This is a genomic window from Kitasatospora sp. NPDC043950, assembly GCF_056435345.1.
Genome location: NZ_JBWKER010000076.1, coordinates 1 through 16,419, shown reverse-complemented (window position 1 = coordinate 16,419; position 16,419 = coordinate 1). Strand labels below are relative to the sequence as shown.

Annotated in this window: 14 protein-coding genes; 4 read left to right on the top strand and 10 right to left on the bottom strand. The window is 75.0% G+C overall.

Annotated elements, in window-relative coordinates; all coding sequences use genetic code 11:
• Nucleotides 1–36: 36 nt before the first annotated feature.
• Together AC07BF_RS34165 and AC07BF_RS34160 are read right to left on the bottom strand one after the other, a co-directional pair.
• Nucleotides 37–333 carry a hypothetical protein gene (locus AC07BF_RS34165; protein ID WP_478334375.1) on the bottom strand — a complete coding sequence of 99 codons (297 nt, stop codon included), beginning with the start codon at nucleotides 331–333 and terminating at the stop codon, nucleotides 37–39.
• Nucleotides 330–3,572, bottom strand: a complete 3,243-nt coding sequence (locus AC07BF_RS34160) for a DEAD/DEAH box helicase (RefSeq protein ID WP_478334374.1) — start codon at nucleotides 3,570–3,572, stop codon at nucleotides 330–332. The genes AC07BF_RS34165 and AC07BF_RS34160 overlap by 4 nt, the downstream gene beginning before the upstream one ends.
• A 182-nt stretch (nucleotides 3,573–3,754) precedes the next feature.
• Here AC07BF_RS34160 and AC07BF_RS34155 point away from each other — a divergent pair, with 182 nt between their 5' ends.
• Complete coding sequence (locus tag AC07BF_RS34155; RefSeq protein ID WP_478334373.1) at nucleotides 3,755–4,363, top strand: YceI family protein; 609 nt, start codon at nucleotides 3,755–3,757, stop codon at nucleotides 4,361–4,363.
• Nucleotides 4,364–4,504: 141 nt separating this feature from the next.
• On the opposite strand, the gene AC07BF_RS34150 is transcribed toward AC07BF_RS34155, so the two are convergent.
• Nucleotides 4,505–5,467, bottom strand: a complete 963-nt coding sequence (locus AC07BF_RS34150; protein WP_400986226.1) for a LysR family transcriptional regulator — start codon at nucleotides 5,465–5,467, stop codon at nucleotides 4,505–4,507.
• A gap of 112 nt (nucleotides 5,468–5,579) precedes the next feature.
• On the opposite strand from AC07BF_RS34150, the gene AC07BF_RS34145 reads away from it, so the two are divergent.
• Together AC07BF_RS34145 and AC07BF_RS34140 are read left to right on the top strand one after the other, a co-directional pair.
• The gene (locus tag AC07BF_RS34145) at nucleotides 5,580–6,860 is read left to right on the top strand and encodes an MFS transporter (protein WP_478334372.1); all 1,281 of its coding nucleotides are present in this window, start codon (nucleotides 5,580–5,582) and stop codon (nucleotides 6,858–6,860) included.
• Between the two features lie 10 nt (nucleotides 6,861–6,870).
• A complete protein-coding gene (locus tag AC07BF_RS34140; protein ID WP_478334371.1) occupies nucleotides 6,871–7,350 on the top strand; it encodes a macro domain-containing protein in 480 nt (159 codons plus the stop codon).
• On the opposite strand, the gene AC07BF_RS34135 is transcribed toward AC07BF_RS34140, so the two are convergent.
• The gene (locus AC07BF_RS34135; RefSeq protein WP_478334370.1) at nucleotides 7,335–7,907 is read right to left on the bottom strand and encodes an N-acetyltransferase family protein; all 573 of its coding nucleotides are present in this window, start codon (nucleotides 7,905–7,907) and stop codon (nucleotides 7,335–7,337) included. The two genes, AC07BF_RS34140 and AC07BF_RS34135, sit on opposite strands and share 16 nt — an antisense overlap.
• 194 nt (nucleotides 7,908–8,101) lie before the next feature.
• Between AC07BF_RS34135 and AC07BF_RS34130 the strand changes: the two genes are divergently transcribed.
• Nucleotides 8,102–8,878 carry a TetR/AcrR family transcriptional regulator gene (locus AC07BF_RS34130; RefSeq protein ID WP_478334369.1) on the top strand — a complete coding sequence of 259 codons (777 nt, stop codon included), beginning with the start codon at nucleotides 8,102–8,104 and terminating at the stop codon, nucleotides 8,876–8,878.
• Between the two features lie 75 nt (nucleotides 8,879–8,953).
• On the opposite strand, the gene AC07BF_RS34125 is transcribed toward AC07BF_RS34130, so the two are convergent.
• The 6 genes from AC07BF_RS34125 to AC07BF_RS34100 all read right to left on the bottom strand — a co-directional run bounded on the left by AC07BF_RS34125 (nucleotide 8,954) and on the right by AC07BF_RS34100 (nucleotide 16,221).
• On the bottom strand, nucleotides 8,954–10,234 hold the full coding sequence (locus AC07BF_RS34125; protein ID WP_363631787.1) for a GNAT family N-acetyltransferase: 1,281 nt from the start codon (nucleotides 10,232–10,234) through the stop codon (nucleotides 8,954–8,956).
• Between the two features lie 40 nt (nucleotides 10,235–10,274).
• The gene (locus AC07BF_RS34120) at nucleotides 10,275–10,796 is read right to left on the bottom strand and encodes a GNAT family N-acetyltransferase (protein WP_400809928.1); all 522 of its coding nucleotides are present in this window, start codon (nucleotides 10,794–10,796) and stop codon (nucleotides 10,275–10,277) included.
• A gap of 115 nt (nucleotides 10,797–10,911) precedes the next feature.
• Nucleotides 10,912–12,183: a C40 family peptidase gene (locus AC07BF_RS34115; RefSeq protein WP_478334368.1), complete on the bottom strand. Its 1,272-nt coding sequence runs from the start codon at nucleotides 12,181–12,183 to the stop codon at nucleotides 10,912–10,914.
• Between the two features lie 238 nt (nucleotides 12,184–12,421).
• Nucleotides 12,422–13,504: a hypothetical protein gene (locus AC07BF_RS34110; protein WP_363582398.1), complete on the bottom strand. Its 1,083-nt coding sequence runs from the start codon at nucleotides 13,502–13,504 to the stop codon at nucleotides 12,422–12,424.
• Between the two features lie 78 nt (nucleotides 13,505–13,582).
• Nucleotides 13,583–15,358 (bottom strand): threonine/serine exporter family protein, encoded by a 1,776-nt coding sequence (locus AC07BF_RS34105; RefSeq protein ID WP_363582400.1) that lies wholly within the window; start codon nucleotides 15,356–15,358, stop codon nucleotides 13,583–13,585.
• A 209-nt stretch (nucleotides 15,359–15,567) separates the two neighbouring features.
• Nucleotides 15,568–16,221 (bottom strand): DedA family protein, encoded by a 654-nt coding sequence (locus AC07BF_RS34100; RefSeq protein ID WP_350878332.1) that lies wholly within the window; start codon nucleotides 16,219–16,221, stop codon nucleotides 15,568–15,570.
• Nucleotides 16,222–16,419: the final 198 nt, after the last annotated feature.

Sequence of the window (16,419 nt, the reverse complement as noted above, 5' to 3'; positions counted from 1 at the left end):
ACGCTACCGCACGGGCCGTGGCGAGCCGAGGCCTCGTCAGCCGCGGAACGCCTCGTACGCGGGGGCGAGCAGGGTGGCGAGGTCGCGGCCGCGCACGGTGACGCCGGAGCGGCCGAGACGGCGCAGCGAGGGCTCGTCGGGCTCGTCCTCGGGCCCGGGCGGGGCCGGGCGCAGGGTGAAGCCGCCGCCCCAGTAGGCGGCGACGTTCACGGCGGCGGCGTTCACGGCGGGGGCGTTCCCGGGTTGGGCGTTCCCGGGTTGGGCGTTCCCGGGTTGGGCGTTCCCGGCGGCGGCGTTCCCCGGCGGGACGGGGGCGGGGCGGTCGGGTGTCATGCGTCCTCCTCGGCGACGGCGTCCTCACGGGTGAGCGCGACCAGTTCACGCAGCGCCTCGACCGGCAGGTCGGTGAGCCAGCGCTCCCCCTCCCCCACCACCGCTGCGGCCAACGAGCGCTTGGCGGCGAGGAGTTCGTCGATCCGCTCCTCGACGGTGCCGACGCAGACCAGTCGGCGGACCTGGACGTCCCGGCGCTGGCCGATCCGGAACGCGCGGTCCGTGGCCTGCTCCTCGACCGCCGGGTTCCACCAGCGGTCCAGGTGGATCACCTGGTTGGCGGCGGTCAGGTTGAGGCCGGTGCCGCCGGCCCGCAGCGAGAGCAGGAACACCCTTGGCCCGTCTGTGGACTGGAAGCGCTCGACCATCTCCTCGCGGCGGGCCCGGGGGACGCCGCCGTGCAGGTAGAGCACCTTCTCCCCGAGCCGGCGGGCCAGGTAGGGGCGGAGCATCGTGCCGAACTCGGCGTACTGGGTGAAGACCAGCGTCCGGTCGCCCTCGGCCAGCGCCTCCTCCAGCAGCTCCGCCAGCCGGGCCACCTTGCCCGAGCGATCGCCCAACGCCGAGCCGTCGTGCAGCAGTTGGGCCGGGTGGTTGCACACCTGCTTGAGCTTGCCGATCGCGGCCAGCGCGGTGCCGCGCCGCTCCACGCCCCGGATCCCCTCGACCCGCTGCAGCAGGTCGGCCACCACGGCCTGGTAGAGGCCCGCCTGCTCGGCGGTGAGGCTGCACCAGACGGTCATCTCCTGCTTGGCCGGCAGCTCGGCGGCCACCGCCGGGTCGGACTTGAGCCGGCGCAGCACGAACGGGGCGGTACGGCGCTGGAGTTCGGCGGTGCGCTCGGGGCTGCGGTGCAGTTCGACCGGGATCGCGTAGCGCTCCTTGAAGCGCTCGGCCGGGCCGAGCAGCCCGGGATTGGCGAAGTCCAGGACGGCGTGCAGTTCGGCGAGCCGGTTCTCCACCGGGGTGCCGGTCAGGGCGATCCGGTGGCGGGTGACGGGCAGCGCGCGGACGGCCCGGGACTGTGCGGTGCCGGCGTTCTTGACGTACTGCGCCTCGTCGGCGACCACCCGGCGCCAGCGGATCGCCCGCAGCGCGGCGAGGTCGCGCTGGACCAGCCCGTAGGTGGTGATGACGAGGTCCACACCCCGTACGGCTTCGGCGAGTCGGTCGGCGCCGAGGCGGCCGGAGCCGTGGTGGACGTGGCGCCGCAGCGCGGGGGCGAAGCGCTCGGCCTCGCGCTGCCAGTTGCCGACCAGGGACATCGGGCAGACCAGCAGGGTGGGGCCGACCGCCCCCTCGGCCTGCTCGGTGGCCAGCAGGGCGAGGGTCTGGACGGTCTTGCCGAGGCCCATGTCGTCGGCCAGCACGGCCCCGAGGCCGAGCCCGGCCATCGCCCGCAGCCAGGCCAGGCCGCGCTCCTGGTAGGGGCGCAGGGTGGCCCGGAAGTCGGGCGGCAGCACGGGGGCGGGGGCCGGGGCGGCGCGCCCGGCCAGCAGGTCGCCGAGCGGGCCGTCCGCGCGGACGGCGGTGACGGACAGCCCGGCGACGGTCGCCTCCGGATCGAGGGCCAGCCGCAGCAGGTCGGCGGTGGCCAGCACGCCGTCGCGCCGGTCGGCGAGGAAGGCGAGCGCGGCGGCGATCTGCTCCGGGTCGGCCTCCAGCCAGGTGCCGCGGACCCGGACCAACCCCTGCTTGGCGGCGGCGAGTTCGGCCAGTTCCTGCTCGGTCAGCGGCGCCCCCTCCGGGCCGAGCGCGGCCTGCCAGCGGAAGGCGACCACGGCGTCCCGGTCCACCTGGGAGGCGACGGCGAGCGAGCCCGGCGCTGGCGGGGTGGTGGCCCGCAGGGCGAGCCCGAGCCTGGGCCGGCGGCGCCACCAGGCGGGCAGCAGCACGCCGAAGCCGCCCTCGGCGAGGGCGGGCGCGGCGGTGCGCAGGAAGTCCAGCGCGCCGGCCCGGTCGAGCGGCAGGGCGGCCGGGCGGGAGCGGTGCCGCAGGCCGTCCAGGGCCGGCCAGCGGTGGGCGGCGCGGGCGAGCTCGGTGACCAGGACGTCGGCCGGGTCCGGCGCCTTGCGGGCCAGCGCGGCGTGGGCGGCGCCGCCTTCGTGCAGGTCGGCGGCGCGGACCAGCAGGGAGGGCTCGTCGACGGCCTGGAGCAGGAACTCCAGTTGCCAGGCGTCGTCGGAGGGCCGGCCCTCGGGGTCGTCCGGGTCGGGACCGAGCGGCTCCAGCAGGCGGAAGCAGAGCCGGAGCGCGGGCGCGGTGGGCTCGGCGGCGGCGTACCAGGCGGCGAGCCGGCGGCGCAGTTCGGCGAAGCCCTCGGACTGGACGTTCGCGAGGCCGCCGTCCGGGGTGGTCAGGGCGTGCAGCCAGCGTTCGGCGGCGGCCCCCACCGCGGCGGTCCCCATCGCAGCGGCCGTCGGGGCGTCGGCTCCCAGCGCGGCGGCCGTCGGGGCGGGCGCCGGAGCGCCACCGGTTCGGGCGTCGCCGGTCCGGGCACCGCCCGGGCCCAACGGGGGCGTGCCGGCCAGGGCGGCCCGGGCCTCGGCGTCCACCAGCGCGCCCAGCGCGGCGTCCAGCAGGACCTCGCCGGTGCCGGCGGCGCCGGTCGGCCACTCCCCCAGCAGGACGGGCGGGCAGCCGTCCGCCAGTGCGGCGGCCTCCCGGCGGCCCGCCGGGGTGGGGTCGGGTCGCCAACGGGCCTGCGGGCGGCCGTCCGCCAGGACGGGCAGCGGCAGCACCCGGCCCCGGCCGACCGTTCGCCAGGCGAGGTCGTGCACGCCGGTCAGCCAGCGCAGCGAGGGGCCCTGGACGACCTCGACGCGCCCGGTGCCGGGCAGATCGGTGCTGGTGACGGCCCAGTGCGGGTCGAAGACCTCGCCGAGCAGTTGGGCGGCCGCGCCGGTGTCGAAGAGCAGCGCGGGGACGCGCCAGGGCGCCAGGACCGCCGCGCCCCGGACCGGGGTGACCGGCAGGTCCGGCGAGGGCGCGGGCAGGGCGCCGGTGGTGGGCAGCAGCAGGGTGGCCCAGCGTTCGGGGGCCTGGCCGGCGAGCCAGCCGAGGCCGGGCCCGATGCCGCCGAGAACGGCGGCGAGTTCGCCGGCCGGGCAGGCGTAGGGGTGGGCGCGCGGGGCCGCCCGGCCGGGGCGGGGCTCGGCGGCGCCCGGATGGGCGCGGGCGTCCTCGGCCCACAGGGCCAGCCGTCCGCCCGCCCGCCAGAGCGCGTGCAGGACGAACATGCGGGAGGCCTTCCGGTCGGCGGAACCGTCCTTCGCAGCCTAACCGGGCGGTCCGACAGTGCCGCTCCGCCAAGTCTTTCGCGAAACGCCGAGGGCTGTGGTTGAAATTTGAACGAAAGCGGCCTACGCTGAACCCAACAAGTTGAAGCCTAAACAAATGGCTTCGGACCCGAGGAGGAGCCATGGGCCTGTTCAACCGCACCAAGACCGCCACCCCCACCGCCGTCGCCGAGACCCCGACCGGCCCGGACCTCGCCCACCTGACCGGCGACTGGACCATCGACACCACGCACAGCGAGGTCGCCTTCTCGGTGCGCCACGCCATGGTGACGAACGTCAAGGGCCGCTTCACCGAGTACGACGGCAAGCTGCACCTGGACGGCAGCACCCCGGGCAACTCCTCCGCCGACCTGATGATCAAGGTCGCCAGCATCGACACCAACCAGGCCCAGCGCGACGAGCACCTGCGCACCGGCGACTTCTTCGCCGCCGACACCTACCCGGAGATCCGCTTCCGCAGCACCTCGGCCGAACGGCTGCGCGGCGACACGTACCGGATGAGCGGCGAGCTGACCATCAAGGACACCACCCGCCCGGTGGTCCTGGACCTGGAGTACACCGGCAGCGCCACCGACGCCTACGGCGCCGAGCGGGTCGGCTTCGAGGGCAGCGCCGTCCTCGACCGCACCGAGTTCGGCCTGACCTACAACGCGGCCCTGGAGACCGGCGGCGTGCTGATCAGCGAGAAGGTCAAGCTCAGCTTCGACATCTCCGCCGTCAAGGCGGCCTGACCCGGCCGTCCACGACTGCCACCCGGGCCGCCGGACCCGCCGCGCGGTCCGGTCCGCCCACCCGCCGCCCCTGCCGACCCCCGACGGCAGGGGCGGTGTCGCGTCCCAGAGTTTCCGGCGGCCCGTCCCGACGGCCCGGTCTCACCCGAGCAGCGCCGCGTCCGCCACCGGCAGCCAGCTGCCCGCCGGCCGGCGCAGCCAGCCCTCGGCCGCACCGAGCCCGGCGGCCGCGGCGCCCAGTGCGGCCAGCCCCGGGTGGCGCTCGCCGGGCCGGTGCACCAGGCTGACCAGGCTCAGCGGCACCGGCTCCACCAGCGGCACGTTCACCGCCCCCGGAATCCTCGGCCCGCCGACGGTGGTCAGCATCGGATCGCCGTGCCGGGCCAGGTAGCGGGCCGTCTCGTCCACGCCCACCGGCGGCACGTACGGCGCGGCCGGCGTCAGGCCGTGCTCGCGCAGCAGGCGGACGCCGAGATCGGCCCACTCGGTGGTGGCCGGGTTGCCGGCGCAGACGTCGACGGGGTGCCCGGTCAGCTCGGCGACCCGCAGCACCGGACGGCCGGCCAGCGGGTGGGTGTCCGCCATCATCACCGAGATCCGCTCCAACCGGACCGGCCGCTGGGCGAGTTGGTCGCGCAGCGGGGCGGGCAGTCCGGCGAACCGGCCGAAGGACACGTCCAGCCGGTGGGCCAGCAGTTCGGCGGCGGCCGCGGCGAGGCCGCCGTGGAAGCGGGCCAGCAGTTCGCCCTCCGGCCAGGCGGCGCGGGCGCGTTCGAGCACCCGGTCGGCGGTGAGGTCCGGGCCGGTGACGTCGCTGTTGAGGTCCAGCAGCAGCGGCCGGGCCGCGGCGCCCGCCAGGATCTCGTCGTGCAGGGCGAGGAGCCGGCGCGCCCGGGGCAACAACCGCTGCCCGGCCGGGGTGAGTTCGACGCTGCGGGTGGTGCGGGTGAACAGCGCGTCGCCGAGCAGCCCTTCCAAGGTCCGGATGTCCCGGCTGAGCGCCTGCTGGGCGACGTGCAGCCGCCCAGCGGCCCGGCCGAAGTGCAGGCTCTCGGCGGTCGCGACGAAGCCGCGGAGCAGTCGGGGGTGCAGGTCACGGGGCATGGGCGGCAGATTAACAACAACCTGCTGTGAATGCGACGGAACAGGTGTTGGACCGCCGCCGGGCACCGACGGGAGGCTGATGGGCACCCCCCTCACCCTCCCCAGGAGCCCGATGCCCTCGCGCGCCCTCCTCACCTCCTACCGGCGGCTGTTCGCGGCCCCCGGCGCAGCCGCCTTCACCCTCGCCGGGCTGCTCGGCCGGCTCGCGTTGTCGATGAACGGCGTCTCGCTGGTCGTGCTGCTCGCCGAACGGCGCGGCTCCTACGCGCTGGCCGGCACCGTCTCGGCGGCCGGGCTGATCACCGGCGCGATCGGGATGCCGCTGCTCGGTCGGCTGGTGGACCGGTACGGGCAGGCGCGGGTGACCGTACCGGCCGCGCTCTACAACGCCGCCCCGCTCGCCGCCCTGCTGCTCTGCCTCCGGCTCGGCGCACCCGACTGGACGCTCTACGCCTGCTGGGCGGCCGGCGCGGCCGCGCCCAACCTCGGCGGCATGGCCCGGGCCCGCTGGGCACACCTGTACCGGGCCGACCCGGCCGCCCGGCACCTGGCCAACTCCCTCGAACAGGCCCTGGACGAACTCTGCTTCACGGCCGGGCCCGTCCTCGCCATGACGCTCTGCACGGCGGTCGCCCCGGAGGCCGGACTGCTCGCCGCCGGGGCGCTCGGCACCACCGGCGCCCTCCTGTTCGCGGCCCAGCGGCGCACCGAACCACCGTTGCCCGCCCGCTCGGAGGGCGACCGCCACGGCTCGCCGCTGCGGGTGCCCGGGCTGCGGGTGCTGCTGCTCGCCTTCCTCGCCACCGGCGTCGTCTTCGGCTCGACCGAGATCACCACCGTCGCGTACGCCGACGCGCTCGGGCACAAGGCGGCGGCGGGCGCGCTGCTGGCCCTGGTCGCGGGCGGATCCTGCCTGGCCGGGCTGCTGTTCGGACTGCTGACGCCGCGTCGGGCGACCGGGGTGCGCTTCCTGTCCGGGGCCGCGGCGATGGCCGGGGTGCTGCTGCTGCCGCTCGCCGCCGGGCTGGGCGGGGCCGGGCTCGGCCTGCTCGGGGTCGCGCTGTTCGCGGCCGGCACGGCCACCGCGCCGACCATGGTGACCGGCATGACGCTGGTCCAGGAGCTGCTGCCGGGGCGGCAGTTCAACGAGGGGATGGCGGTCGCGGTGTCCGGCATCGTGGTCGGCATCTCGGGCGGCGCGGCGCTCGCCGGCGCGGTCGCCGAGCACGCCGCCCCCGGCACCGGCTACGCGCTGCCGGCCTGCGCCGCCGCGCTCGCCCTGCTGATCGCCCTGGCCGGGCGGCGGCACCTGCGCGCCGGCGGGGTCGGGGCGGCACCCGCCGCCGGGGCCCCTGCGGAAAATGCCGAGCGGACTGTCAGAGCCTCGGTCTAGCGTTCGAGGCATGGCGGAAATCACCTATGTCCGGGGCGATGCCACCGCGCCGCAGGGCAAGGGCGTGAAGGTGATCGCGCACGTCTGCAACGACCTCGGCGGCTGGGGCAAGGGCTTCGTGCTCGCGCTGTCCAGACGCTGGCCCGAGCCCGAGGCCGCGTTCCGGCGCTGGCACCGGGAGCGGGCGGGGAACGACTTCGGGCTCGGCGCCCTGCAACTGGTGCGGGTCGAGCCGTACGTCTGGGTGGCCAACCTGGTCGGCCAGCGCGGCATCCGGACGGGGCGCTCCACCGGGGTGCCGGTCCGGTACGAGGCGATCGACACCGCGCTGGCCGCGCTGGGCGACCACGCGCGGGAACTCGGCGCCTCCGTCCACATGCCGCGGATCGGCTGCGGGCTGGCCGGCGGGCGCTGGGAGCGGGTCGAACCGCTGGTGTCCGCGCGGCTGGTGGAGCGAGGGGTGCCGGTGACGGTCTACGACGTCGGCTGAGCCGGCGCCGCCTGCGCTGACATCGCCTGCGCCGCGAGGCTCTCGGCGGACCAGCTGTACACGCACTCGGGCAGCACGTACCCGCCCGGGAACACACCCTCCTGCACCCGCGTCCGCACGCCGCCCTCGCGCTCGTAGAAGGCGATCGCGCGGACGTTGTCGCGCAGCACCTCCAGGTACAGCTCGGCCCCGGGGTGCCGTTCGGCGACGTGGGCGCGGGCCGCGGCGAACAGCGCGCGGCCGACGCCGCCGCCGGTGCGCCCGGGGCGGACGTGCAGGTTGTCGACCAGTACCCGGCCGTCCGGCTGCGGGACGAGGTAGATGAACCCGACCGCCTCCCCGGCCTGTTCGGCGATCAGGAGTTCGGGCTCGGCGGCCGGATCGCCGTAGTCGACGGTCAACCGCAGCTCCCACAGCTCGCGCCGCTGGACGGGCAGCCCGTCGCCGAGTGCGTCCGCGGGGACGATCCCGCGGTAGGCGGTGCTCCAGCTGTGGGCGTGCAGGTCGGCGACGGCCGCGGCGTCCTGCGCTCCGCCGCGCCGGATGGTGGTCTGCACGGGACTGATCATGTGACGAGCCTCCCACAGATTGGAGTTGAACATGTTCAAGCGAAACCTCTACAGTGCTCACATCATTTTGAACGCGTTCGAAATGGCGGGGGTGGTGGATGTGGCACCGAGCACGGAGGGGACGCCCGGTGCCGCGTCCACCGACACGGGTCGGAGCTTCGTCTCCGGTTAGGCTCGTGCCCGTGGACGACCTGGCAGCGACGAACCGAACGGACGGCACGAGCGGTGCGGCCGACAGCGGGCCCATGCCCGGCGGCCGGGCGCAGCCGAAGACCGACAAGAGCGAGCAGACCCGGGCACTGATCCTGGAGACCGCGATGCGGCTCTTCCAGGAGCGCGGCTACGAGAAGACCACCATGCGCGCGATCGCCACCGAGGCGGGCGTCTCGGTCGGCAATGCTTACTACTATTTCTCGGCGAAGGAATTCCTGATTCAAGGGTTCTATGACCGAATGACGTACGACCATGCGGCGGATGCCAGGAACCGCATGGCCCATACGCGGAACTTTGCCGAGCGCCTGGAAATCGCGCTGACCTCCTGGCTCGACACGGCCGCGCCGTACCACGAGTTCGCCGCGCAGTTCTTCCGCACGGCCGCCGACCCCACCAGCTCGCTGAGCCCGTTCTCCGACGAGTCCCACCCGGCGCGAGCGACCGCCGTGGAACTGTTCCGCGACGTGTTGCAGGGATCGGAGCTGGCCCCCAAGCTGGACGCCGAGCTGGGCGAGCTGCTGCCCGACGTGCTCTGGCTGCACCTGATGGTCGTGGTGCTCTACTGGGTCTTCGACCGGACCGAGGACACCGAGCGGACGCGGGAATTCGTCCGCCGGTCCACTCCCATGGCGGCCCGGGTGATCAACCTCTCGCGTTATCGGGTGTTCCGCCCGATCGTCCGCGATGCCAAGGGCCTCATTCAGGACTTCATCCTGCCCACCATCGGGAAAACCGCCGTCAAGTAACCCGCCCGAGGGCAGCTCGGACGCGTCGAGGGCCGGACCGCAGCGGTGCGATCCGGCCCTCGGCGTGGCGGCCGCTCAGAAGCCGTCCGGGTTCCAGGGCTGCAGCGGCGTGCGCAGCAGCAGGTCGGCGGCGGCCGCCGCGCCGGGGCGCAGTTCGGTGAGCAGACCGGCCGCGAGCAGCCGGGGCGCCGTCTCGCCGCCCAGGTAGAGCGACGCCAGCTCGGAGGCGTCCAGGGCGAGGTCGGCGTCGTCCGTGGTCCGGGTGCAGCGGCCGGTGCCGTCCGCAGCGACCTCGATCGCCCAGCGGCCGGAGGCGTAGCCGAGCCGGTCCTCGACCTCCAGGACCACCCGGCCGGGCGCGCCGTACGTCCGGGCGTCGAACGCGGCCGCCACGTCCAGCACCCGCAGCCAGGTGAAGTCGGCGTTGTCCACGTACGGGGTGGCGGCGCGCGGGTCCTGGAGCAGCAGCGGCAGCGGGTCGTCCGGGCCGATGTTCTCCGCGACGACCTTGTGCACCCAGTCGACGGAGAGGACGAAGCGCCACAGCTCGGCGGCGGTCGCCCGGTCGAGGGCGAGGAAGTCGGCCACGGTCAGGGTGCAGTTCGGGTAGCTGCCGTCCCAGGTGTCGTCGACCCGGTAGGCCACCAGGCCGGTGACCGTACCGTCGGCGTCCCGGTGGACGGCCGCGAACGGCTCCTTGAACTCGTTCCCCGGCACCTTGAGTTCGCCGGTGTTCCGCTTCCACCACAGCTCGTCGCGGGCGATCGCGCCCGGCTGGGTGCGCCGCCAGCGCTCGTGCAGGTCGGGGCCCAGCTCGCGGGCCTGCGCCATGGTCACGAAGTCGATCCGCCCGCCGGGCACGGTGGGCAGGCCGTCGCGCAGACCGCGGGTGCGGTGCAGGTCGATGTTCCAGCCGTGGCCGCGGGTGGCCGGGCCGAAGCCGTAGCGGCCGTAGATGTTGTACTCGGCGGCGATCAGGATGGCGACCGCCGAACCCCGCTCGGCGGCGGCCGCGAGGTCGCGGCGCATCAACGTGCCGAGCAGGCCGCGGCGGCGGTGGGTGGTGCTGACCGTCACGGCGGTGACGGCGTCGGCCCGGACGGTGGCCCCGCCCGGGACGGTCAGCTCGACGTCGAAGCTGCGGAAGGTGGCGATGCAGCGGTCGCCGTCGAAGCCAGCCAGCATCCGGCCCGGCTCCCACTGCAGGCGGCGGAAGTCGGCCGTGCTCTCCGCGTGCGAGCGCAGGAAGCCCAGAGCGAGCGCCCGGTCCCACGCGGCCACCTCGCTCTCGGCGATCGCGCGGATCTGGAGGCCGTTCACGATGTCGACGGCCCCGTCATCGGTTGTGTTGCCCATCGGGCCACCGTACGGGCGCCGCTTTCGGGCGGCATCCCATTTATTCCGTGCCCGATGCGTGGTGCTCCCCCGGCACCACCACCCAGTGGTTGCAGTGCAGGACTCGGTCGGCGAAGTCGACGTCCAGCTCGCCGAGCAGCCGGAAGCCGAGCGCCCGGCAGATCCCGTTGGACGGGCCGTTGGCCGTCGCCGGGAAGGCGTGCACCGGGCCCCACCGGCCGTCCCGGGCGGCCGCGTCCAGCAGCTCCCGGACGGCCGCCTTGGCGAGGCCGCGCCCCTGGAACTCGGGCAGCACCATCCAGCCGATCTCGGCCACGGCGGCGCCGTCCTCCTCGTGCGACCAGAGCGTGACGGAGCCGGCCACCACCTCCGGCCCGGCGCCGTCCGGGACGATCACCTTGATCCACGAACGGTCCTCGGCGACCTCCACGACGTCCTTGCGCAGCCGCTCCCGCACCCGCTCCTCCGGCAGCGGCCCGCCCAGCTGGGCCATCATCACCGCGTCGCACCGCATCCGGACGTACGCCCCGACGTCCCCCGCCTCGACGTCCCGCAGCCTCATCGCGTCTCCTCCCGAGTGATCGACGCGGCCACGCTAGCGCCCGCCGCCGACAGCCCCGACGCGAGCCGGGCGCGCACATCGGGCCCTGCGGGCGGGCGTGGAAGCGGGCCGGGCGCTACGGGCGGGCGTAGAAGTCGGGGGTGCCCATGATCCAGAGGCTGGCCTGTTTGACCGGCATGCCGACGCGGGGGGCCTCGATCATCTGGTCGTCGCCGATGTAGAGGCCGACGTGGTGGATGTCGACGGCGCGGCCGGTGTCCGTCCAGAACACGAGGTCGCCGGGGCGCAGCTGGCGGTAGCTGACCGGGGTGCTCTGGGCGTACTGGTCGGCGGCGAAGTGGTTGAGCTGTTTGCCGCCCTCGCGCCAGGCCATCATGGTGAGCCCGGAGCAGTCGTAGCCGGCCGGGCCCTCGCCGCCCCAGATGTAGGGCAGGCCGATCTTGGAGCGGGCGAAGGCGATGGCGGCGGCGGCGCCCTCGGCGGACCACGCGCCGCCGGCGGCGGGAGGTGCGGCCGGGGTGGCCTTGGCGGCGGCCTCGGCCGCGGCGGCCGCTTCGGCGGCGGCCTTCTCGGCGGCGGCGCGGGCGGCGGCCTCGGCCTCGCGGGCGGCGATCGCCTCCAGGGCCTCGCTGCGCCGGCGCTCCAGGTCGACGGTGGTGTGCCGGGCGGCGGCCAGGTCGGTGAGCAGTTGTTCGCGGCGGCGGTCGGCGGCGGTGACCGCCTCCTGCTGGGCCGCGAGCCTGGCCTCGGCCCTGGCCTTGGCGGCGCCGACCTCGGCGGCGGCCTTCTCGGCGTTCTCGGTGGCGGCGCGGGCGGCGGCGGAGGCGCGGGTCGCGGCGGCGGCGGTGGAGGTGGCGGCGTCGAGGATCTGCCGGGTGCGCTCACTGGCGACGCCGATCACGGCGGCGCGGTCGCCGGCTTCGCGCGGGCCGTGGGCGCCGAGCAGGGCGTTGAGGGCGGAGAGTGCGGCGCCCGCGCCCTGGCGGTACGTTTCGGCGGCGAGCTGGGCGGCGTCCTCGGCGGCCACGGTGCGGTCGGCCTCGGCGGCGGTGGCGCTCCGGGCGGCGGCGGTCTCGTCGGCGCGGGCCCGGACGAGGGCGAGCTGGGCGCCGTTGTAGGCCTCGACGGCCTGTTCGGCGCTGCGGCCGGCCTGGTCGAGTTCGGTCCGGGCGGCGGCGAGGCCGGCTTCGATGGCGGTGACGGAGGCGGCGGTGCGGTCGGCCTCGGCACGGGCCCGGTCGATCTCCCCGGTGGTCGGGTACGGGTCCTCCGTCCGGGCGGGGCCGGCGGCCGGTTCGGGGTCCGCCGGGGCCGCCTGGGCTGCGGGGAGCAGCCCGAGCAGGGCGGTGAGGGACAACAGGAGGGTCGGCAGGAGCCTGCGCGCCACGAGACATCCCCTTCTCACGGGTCCGGAGGGGACGGCGGCGGACGGTCCGCGGCGCTCGGGCGGGGCGGCCGGGCGGAGCAGGTCCGACGAATCATCCCATCACATGACAGAACGGTCACTCGCCGATCATGTTCTCAACTCCGGCGCTTTTCACACCTCGGACGCACTCCGCCGGGCGGGTGACCATCAGATGATCTGACCACGAGTCACCTTCAGCCGGGCGCACAGGGTCTGCGAACTACCGGTGGATCCGGCGGGTGTGCGGCCGCAGGTGGGGGTGTCGCCCGGACCGGTGCTCCACCCCGGTCGGACGAACCGCGTACGTCCGATTGCGCCCCGCCCGGATCGCGCGACGGCGCTGCTGCGCCCCGAGGGACGGGCCCGCGCCGGGGCCGCCCGCGCCGTACGGCCCACCCGCCGCCGGGGAGTTCGCCGCCCCGGCCCCGGCGGCGGCCGCCGAGCGGCGGTCCGCCAGCCGCGCCTGACGCCGGGCCAGCGCCCGGGCGGCGTGCGCGTCGAGGTGGGCGGTGGCCCGGGCGGACATCCGCTCGGCCACCCGGTGGGCGGCGGGGTGGTTCGCGGGCACCTTGTCGGGGGCGCCGGCGATCAGGTCGAAAAGCCAGGTACGGGCCCGGTCCGCACGCCGGTGCAGCAGGCGCTCGCGCCGGAGCGCACGCGCCCGGCGGCGCGGGCGCGTGGCGTACCGCCAGCGGGCCCACGGGCTGCTCGGGCGGGCCAGCCGGATCGCCCCGATCCAGGACAGGCCGGGGACCATGATGCCGAGCAGGCCGGTCCACATCTTGCCCTTGATCAGGGTGATCACCGAGGCCAGGGCGTTCACCGAGATCACCGTGATCAGGCCCCACCTGGTCTCCTGGCTGGGCACCACGCCGAGCGGCACGTACCCGACCAGCAGGAGGGCGGTGAACAGGATCCCGAAGATCACCGCGTCCACCGACTTGCGGCCCTGCTCGCTCCAGTACACGTCGTCCAGGTGCAGGATCAGCGCGAACTCGTCCAGCACCAGGCCGCAGCCGATGCCGAAGACCAGCCCGAACCAGTCGATCCACGGGTGCCCGCCGTACGTGGCGAACACCCCGACGCCGCCGACCAGCAGGAAGCCCAGGCCGAACACCATGTGATGGATGTGCAGGCCGCCGGGGGTGACGTTGCCGAACCACCACCGCACCTCGGCGCGGATCATCCGGACGCTGAACCGGATGCACACGAAGGAGGTGATGAAGCCGACCAGCAGCAGGAACAGCGGCTGTTTGTGCGCGGCGACGATGTGCTCGCGGTAGCCGTCCAGCAGTGTGGTCATGCGTCTTACCTTCGTTCCTGGTCCTGCGTGCGGCCTGCCGTGACATGGCCCGGAGCCCAACACCGGTCCAACGCGCGGTCAGAACCCGCGGGTGCGTTTGGCCGCCCGGCGCGGCACGACCGGGTACAGCGACGGGCGCTCGCCGCCGACCGGCAGCTTCATGAACATCCGGGCGATCTCACCGCCGAGGTTCACCCCGATCGCCAGCGCCATCGCGATCGCCGCCGCCCGGGAGACGGACACCAGGCCCGCGCTGGCGTGGCCCTGGGCGAAGGACAGCATCCCCAGGTAGAGCGCCGAACCGGGCATCAGCGGGCCGATCGCGGCGGTCACGTACGGCAGCGCGGAGCCGTTGCGGTAGCGCGCCATCAGCTGGCCGAACAGGCCGACCAGGCCGGCCGCCACCCCCGTCGCCACGATCGGGGAGATGCCCGCGTTGTACGCCAGCACGCCGTAGCTGGCCCAGCCGATGCCGCTGTTCAGGGTGACCAGCGCGAGCGAGCGGCGGTCGGTCTGCAGCAGCGTGGCGAAGGCCAGGGTCAGCAGCATCGCGGCGATCATCTGGACCGGCGGGTAGGTGACGCCCGCCAGGCTCTCGTCCGGCCGCAGCTTCGCCTCGAAGCCGACCCCCAGGTAGAGGATCAGCATCACGCCGATCACGATGCCCGCGACCAGGTAGATCACCTCCAGCAGACGGGCCGCGGCGGTGATGTAGAAGCCGGTCAGGCCGTCCTGGACGGCGGCGACCAGCGCCCGGCCGGGCAGCAGCGCGAACAGGCCACCGGTGATCACCACCGAGCCGCGCAGGCCCCAGTCGTTGAAGGACAGGATGATCCCGGAGGCGGCGGCCGGCATCGCGGCCGCCACGAACTGGTAGAACTCCGGCAGCCGGCGCCGGGCCAGCGTGGAGGCCAGCCGGTCGCCGAGGACGGCCGCGACGAAGGCGCTGGCGAACACCAGCCAGGCCTTGTCGTCGATCCGCCCGCCCACCAGGAAGGTGGCCGCGCCGGCCAGCAGACCCGTGGTCAGCGCGAGCATCCAGCCCGGGTACGGGTGCCGGTTGCGGCGGATCAGGGCGAGCCGGCGGTAGGCGTCGTTGACCGTGACCTTCTCCGCGGTGATGTCCGCGACCAGCTCGTAGACCGCGTTCAGCCGGGTGTAGTCGGAGGTGCGGCGGCGCACCACCCGGTCGGCGGTGATCGGCGGCTCGACCAGCGAGGGCTGGTGCGAGATGCCGATCAGGGTGAAGGTCACCTGCGGCTCGCAGCGGTCCAGCCGGTAGGCGTGCGCGATGCCGAGCATCGCCGCCTCGACGTCCTCGGCGGCCTCGCCGCTGGCGAGCAGCAGCTCGCCGATGCGCAGCGTCAGGTCGAGGATGCGGGGGACGTTGCGGGTCGCACCCGCGGAGGGGTGCAGCTCGCGGGCGGTCCGTTCGAAGGCGGGGCGCTCGGACATCGGCATGCGCAGCAGGGTGCGCATCCGGTCCGGCCAGGGCGCCTCGCCGGGGGCACCGGCGGTCAGCTCCGGGACCGGGATGCCCATCGGCGGGGTGTAGCCGGCGGCCCGCCACTCCTCGGGGGTGAGGGTGTCCTCGGCGACCGATCGGCGGCGGGCCGGGCGCGCGTCCTCCGGGCCGGGCGCCTGCCCGGGCACGGGGTGCGGCCCGAGCGCGGGGTGCGGCCCGGACCCGGCGGGCGCCCCGGACTCGGGGGCCGGCTCCGGCTCCGGCTCCGGGGACAGCAGGCCCCTGGTCTCCGTGATCGGCGGGACGAAGGGGACGACGGTGGCGGGCTCGACGGTCGGGGCCGGATGGCCCAGCAGGCCCTCGGTGGGCGGCGCCTCGGCGGGGTTCACCGGCCGTACCGGCGGCGTCCGCCGGGTCTGACGGACCGCCCGGCCTCCCCTCGCCCGCTTGCCTGCGCCCGGTCGGCCCCGCTTAGGCACTTCCGCTCCTTGCCGCCCCTGGTGGCCGTCGGCCACCGTTCGATCTCGGGTTACACCTTGCCTGATCGAACTGCCGGACGCACATGTACGTGGCGTACCCCGGCGGGGGCCGCGGACGCCTACCCGGCGCGGTGGCGGTCGGCGGACGCCGCGCCGGAACGGCGGGCCCGCAGCAGTTCGACCGCCACCGGGACCACCGAGACCAGCACGATGCCGACCAGGATCGCCTCGATGTTCTCCCGGACGAACGGGATCTGACCCAGGAAGTAGCCGAGCACGGTGACACCGGCGCCCCACAGCACGCCGCCGACGAGGTTGAAGACCACGAAGGTGCGGTAGTTCATCCTGCTCACCCCGGCGACGATCGGGGTGAAGGTGCGCACGATCGGCACGAAGCGGGCCAGCACGATCGCCTTGGGACCGTGCCGGTCGAAGAAGGCGGCGGCCTTCTCCACGTTCTCCTGCTTGAAGAGCCGGGAGTCGGCGCGGCGGAACAGGCTCGGCCCGACCTTGCGGCCGAACAGGTAGCCGACCTGGTCCCCCGCCACCGCGGCGGCCACGATCAGCGCGCAGACCAGCCAGAGCGGCTGGTGCAGGTAGGTGCCGCCGGCCACCAGCAGGCCGGTGGTGAACAGCAGCGAGTCCCCCGGCAGGAAGAAGCCGATCAGCAGGCCGGACTCGGCGAAGACGATGGCCAGGATGCCGATCAGACCGAAGGCGGAGATCAGGTTGGTCGGATCGAGCCAGGACGGGCCGAGGGCGAGGCTGGTCACGGGCGGACACTCCTGGGGGTCGAGTCTTGGCAATGAAATGGTAAAGCATTTACCAAGACTCGACAGATCCCGGGATGGTTCCCGGTCCGGGGGGGGGGGGGGGGGCGCACGGGGGGGGGGGGGGGGGGGGGGGGGGGGGGGGAGGGGAGGGGGGGGGGGGGGGGGGGGGGGGGGGGGGGGGGGGGGGGGGGGGGGGGG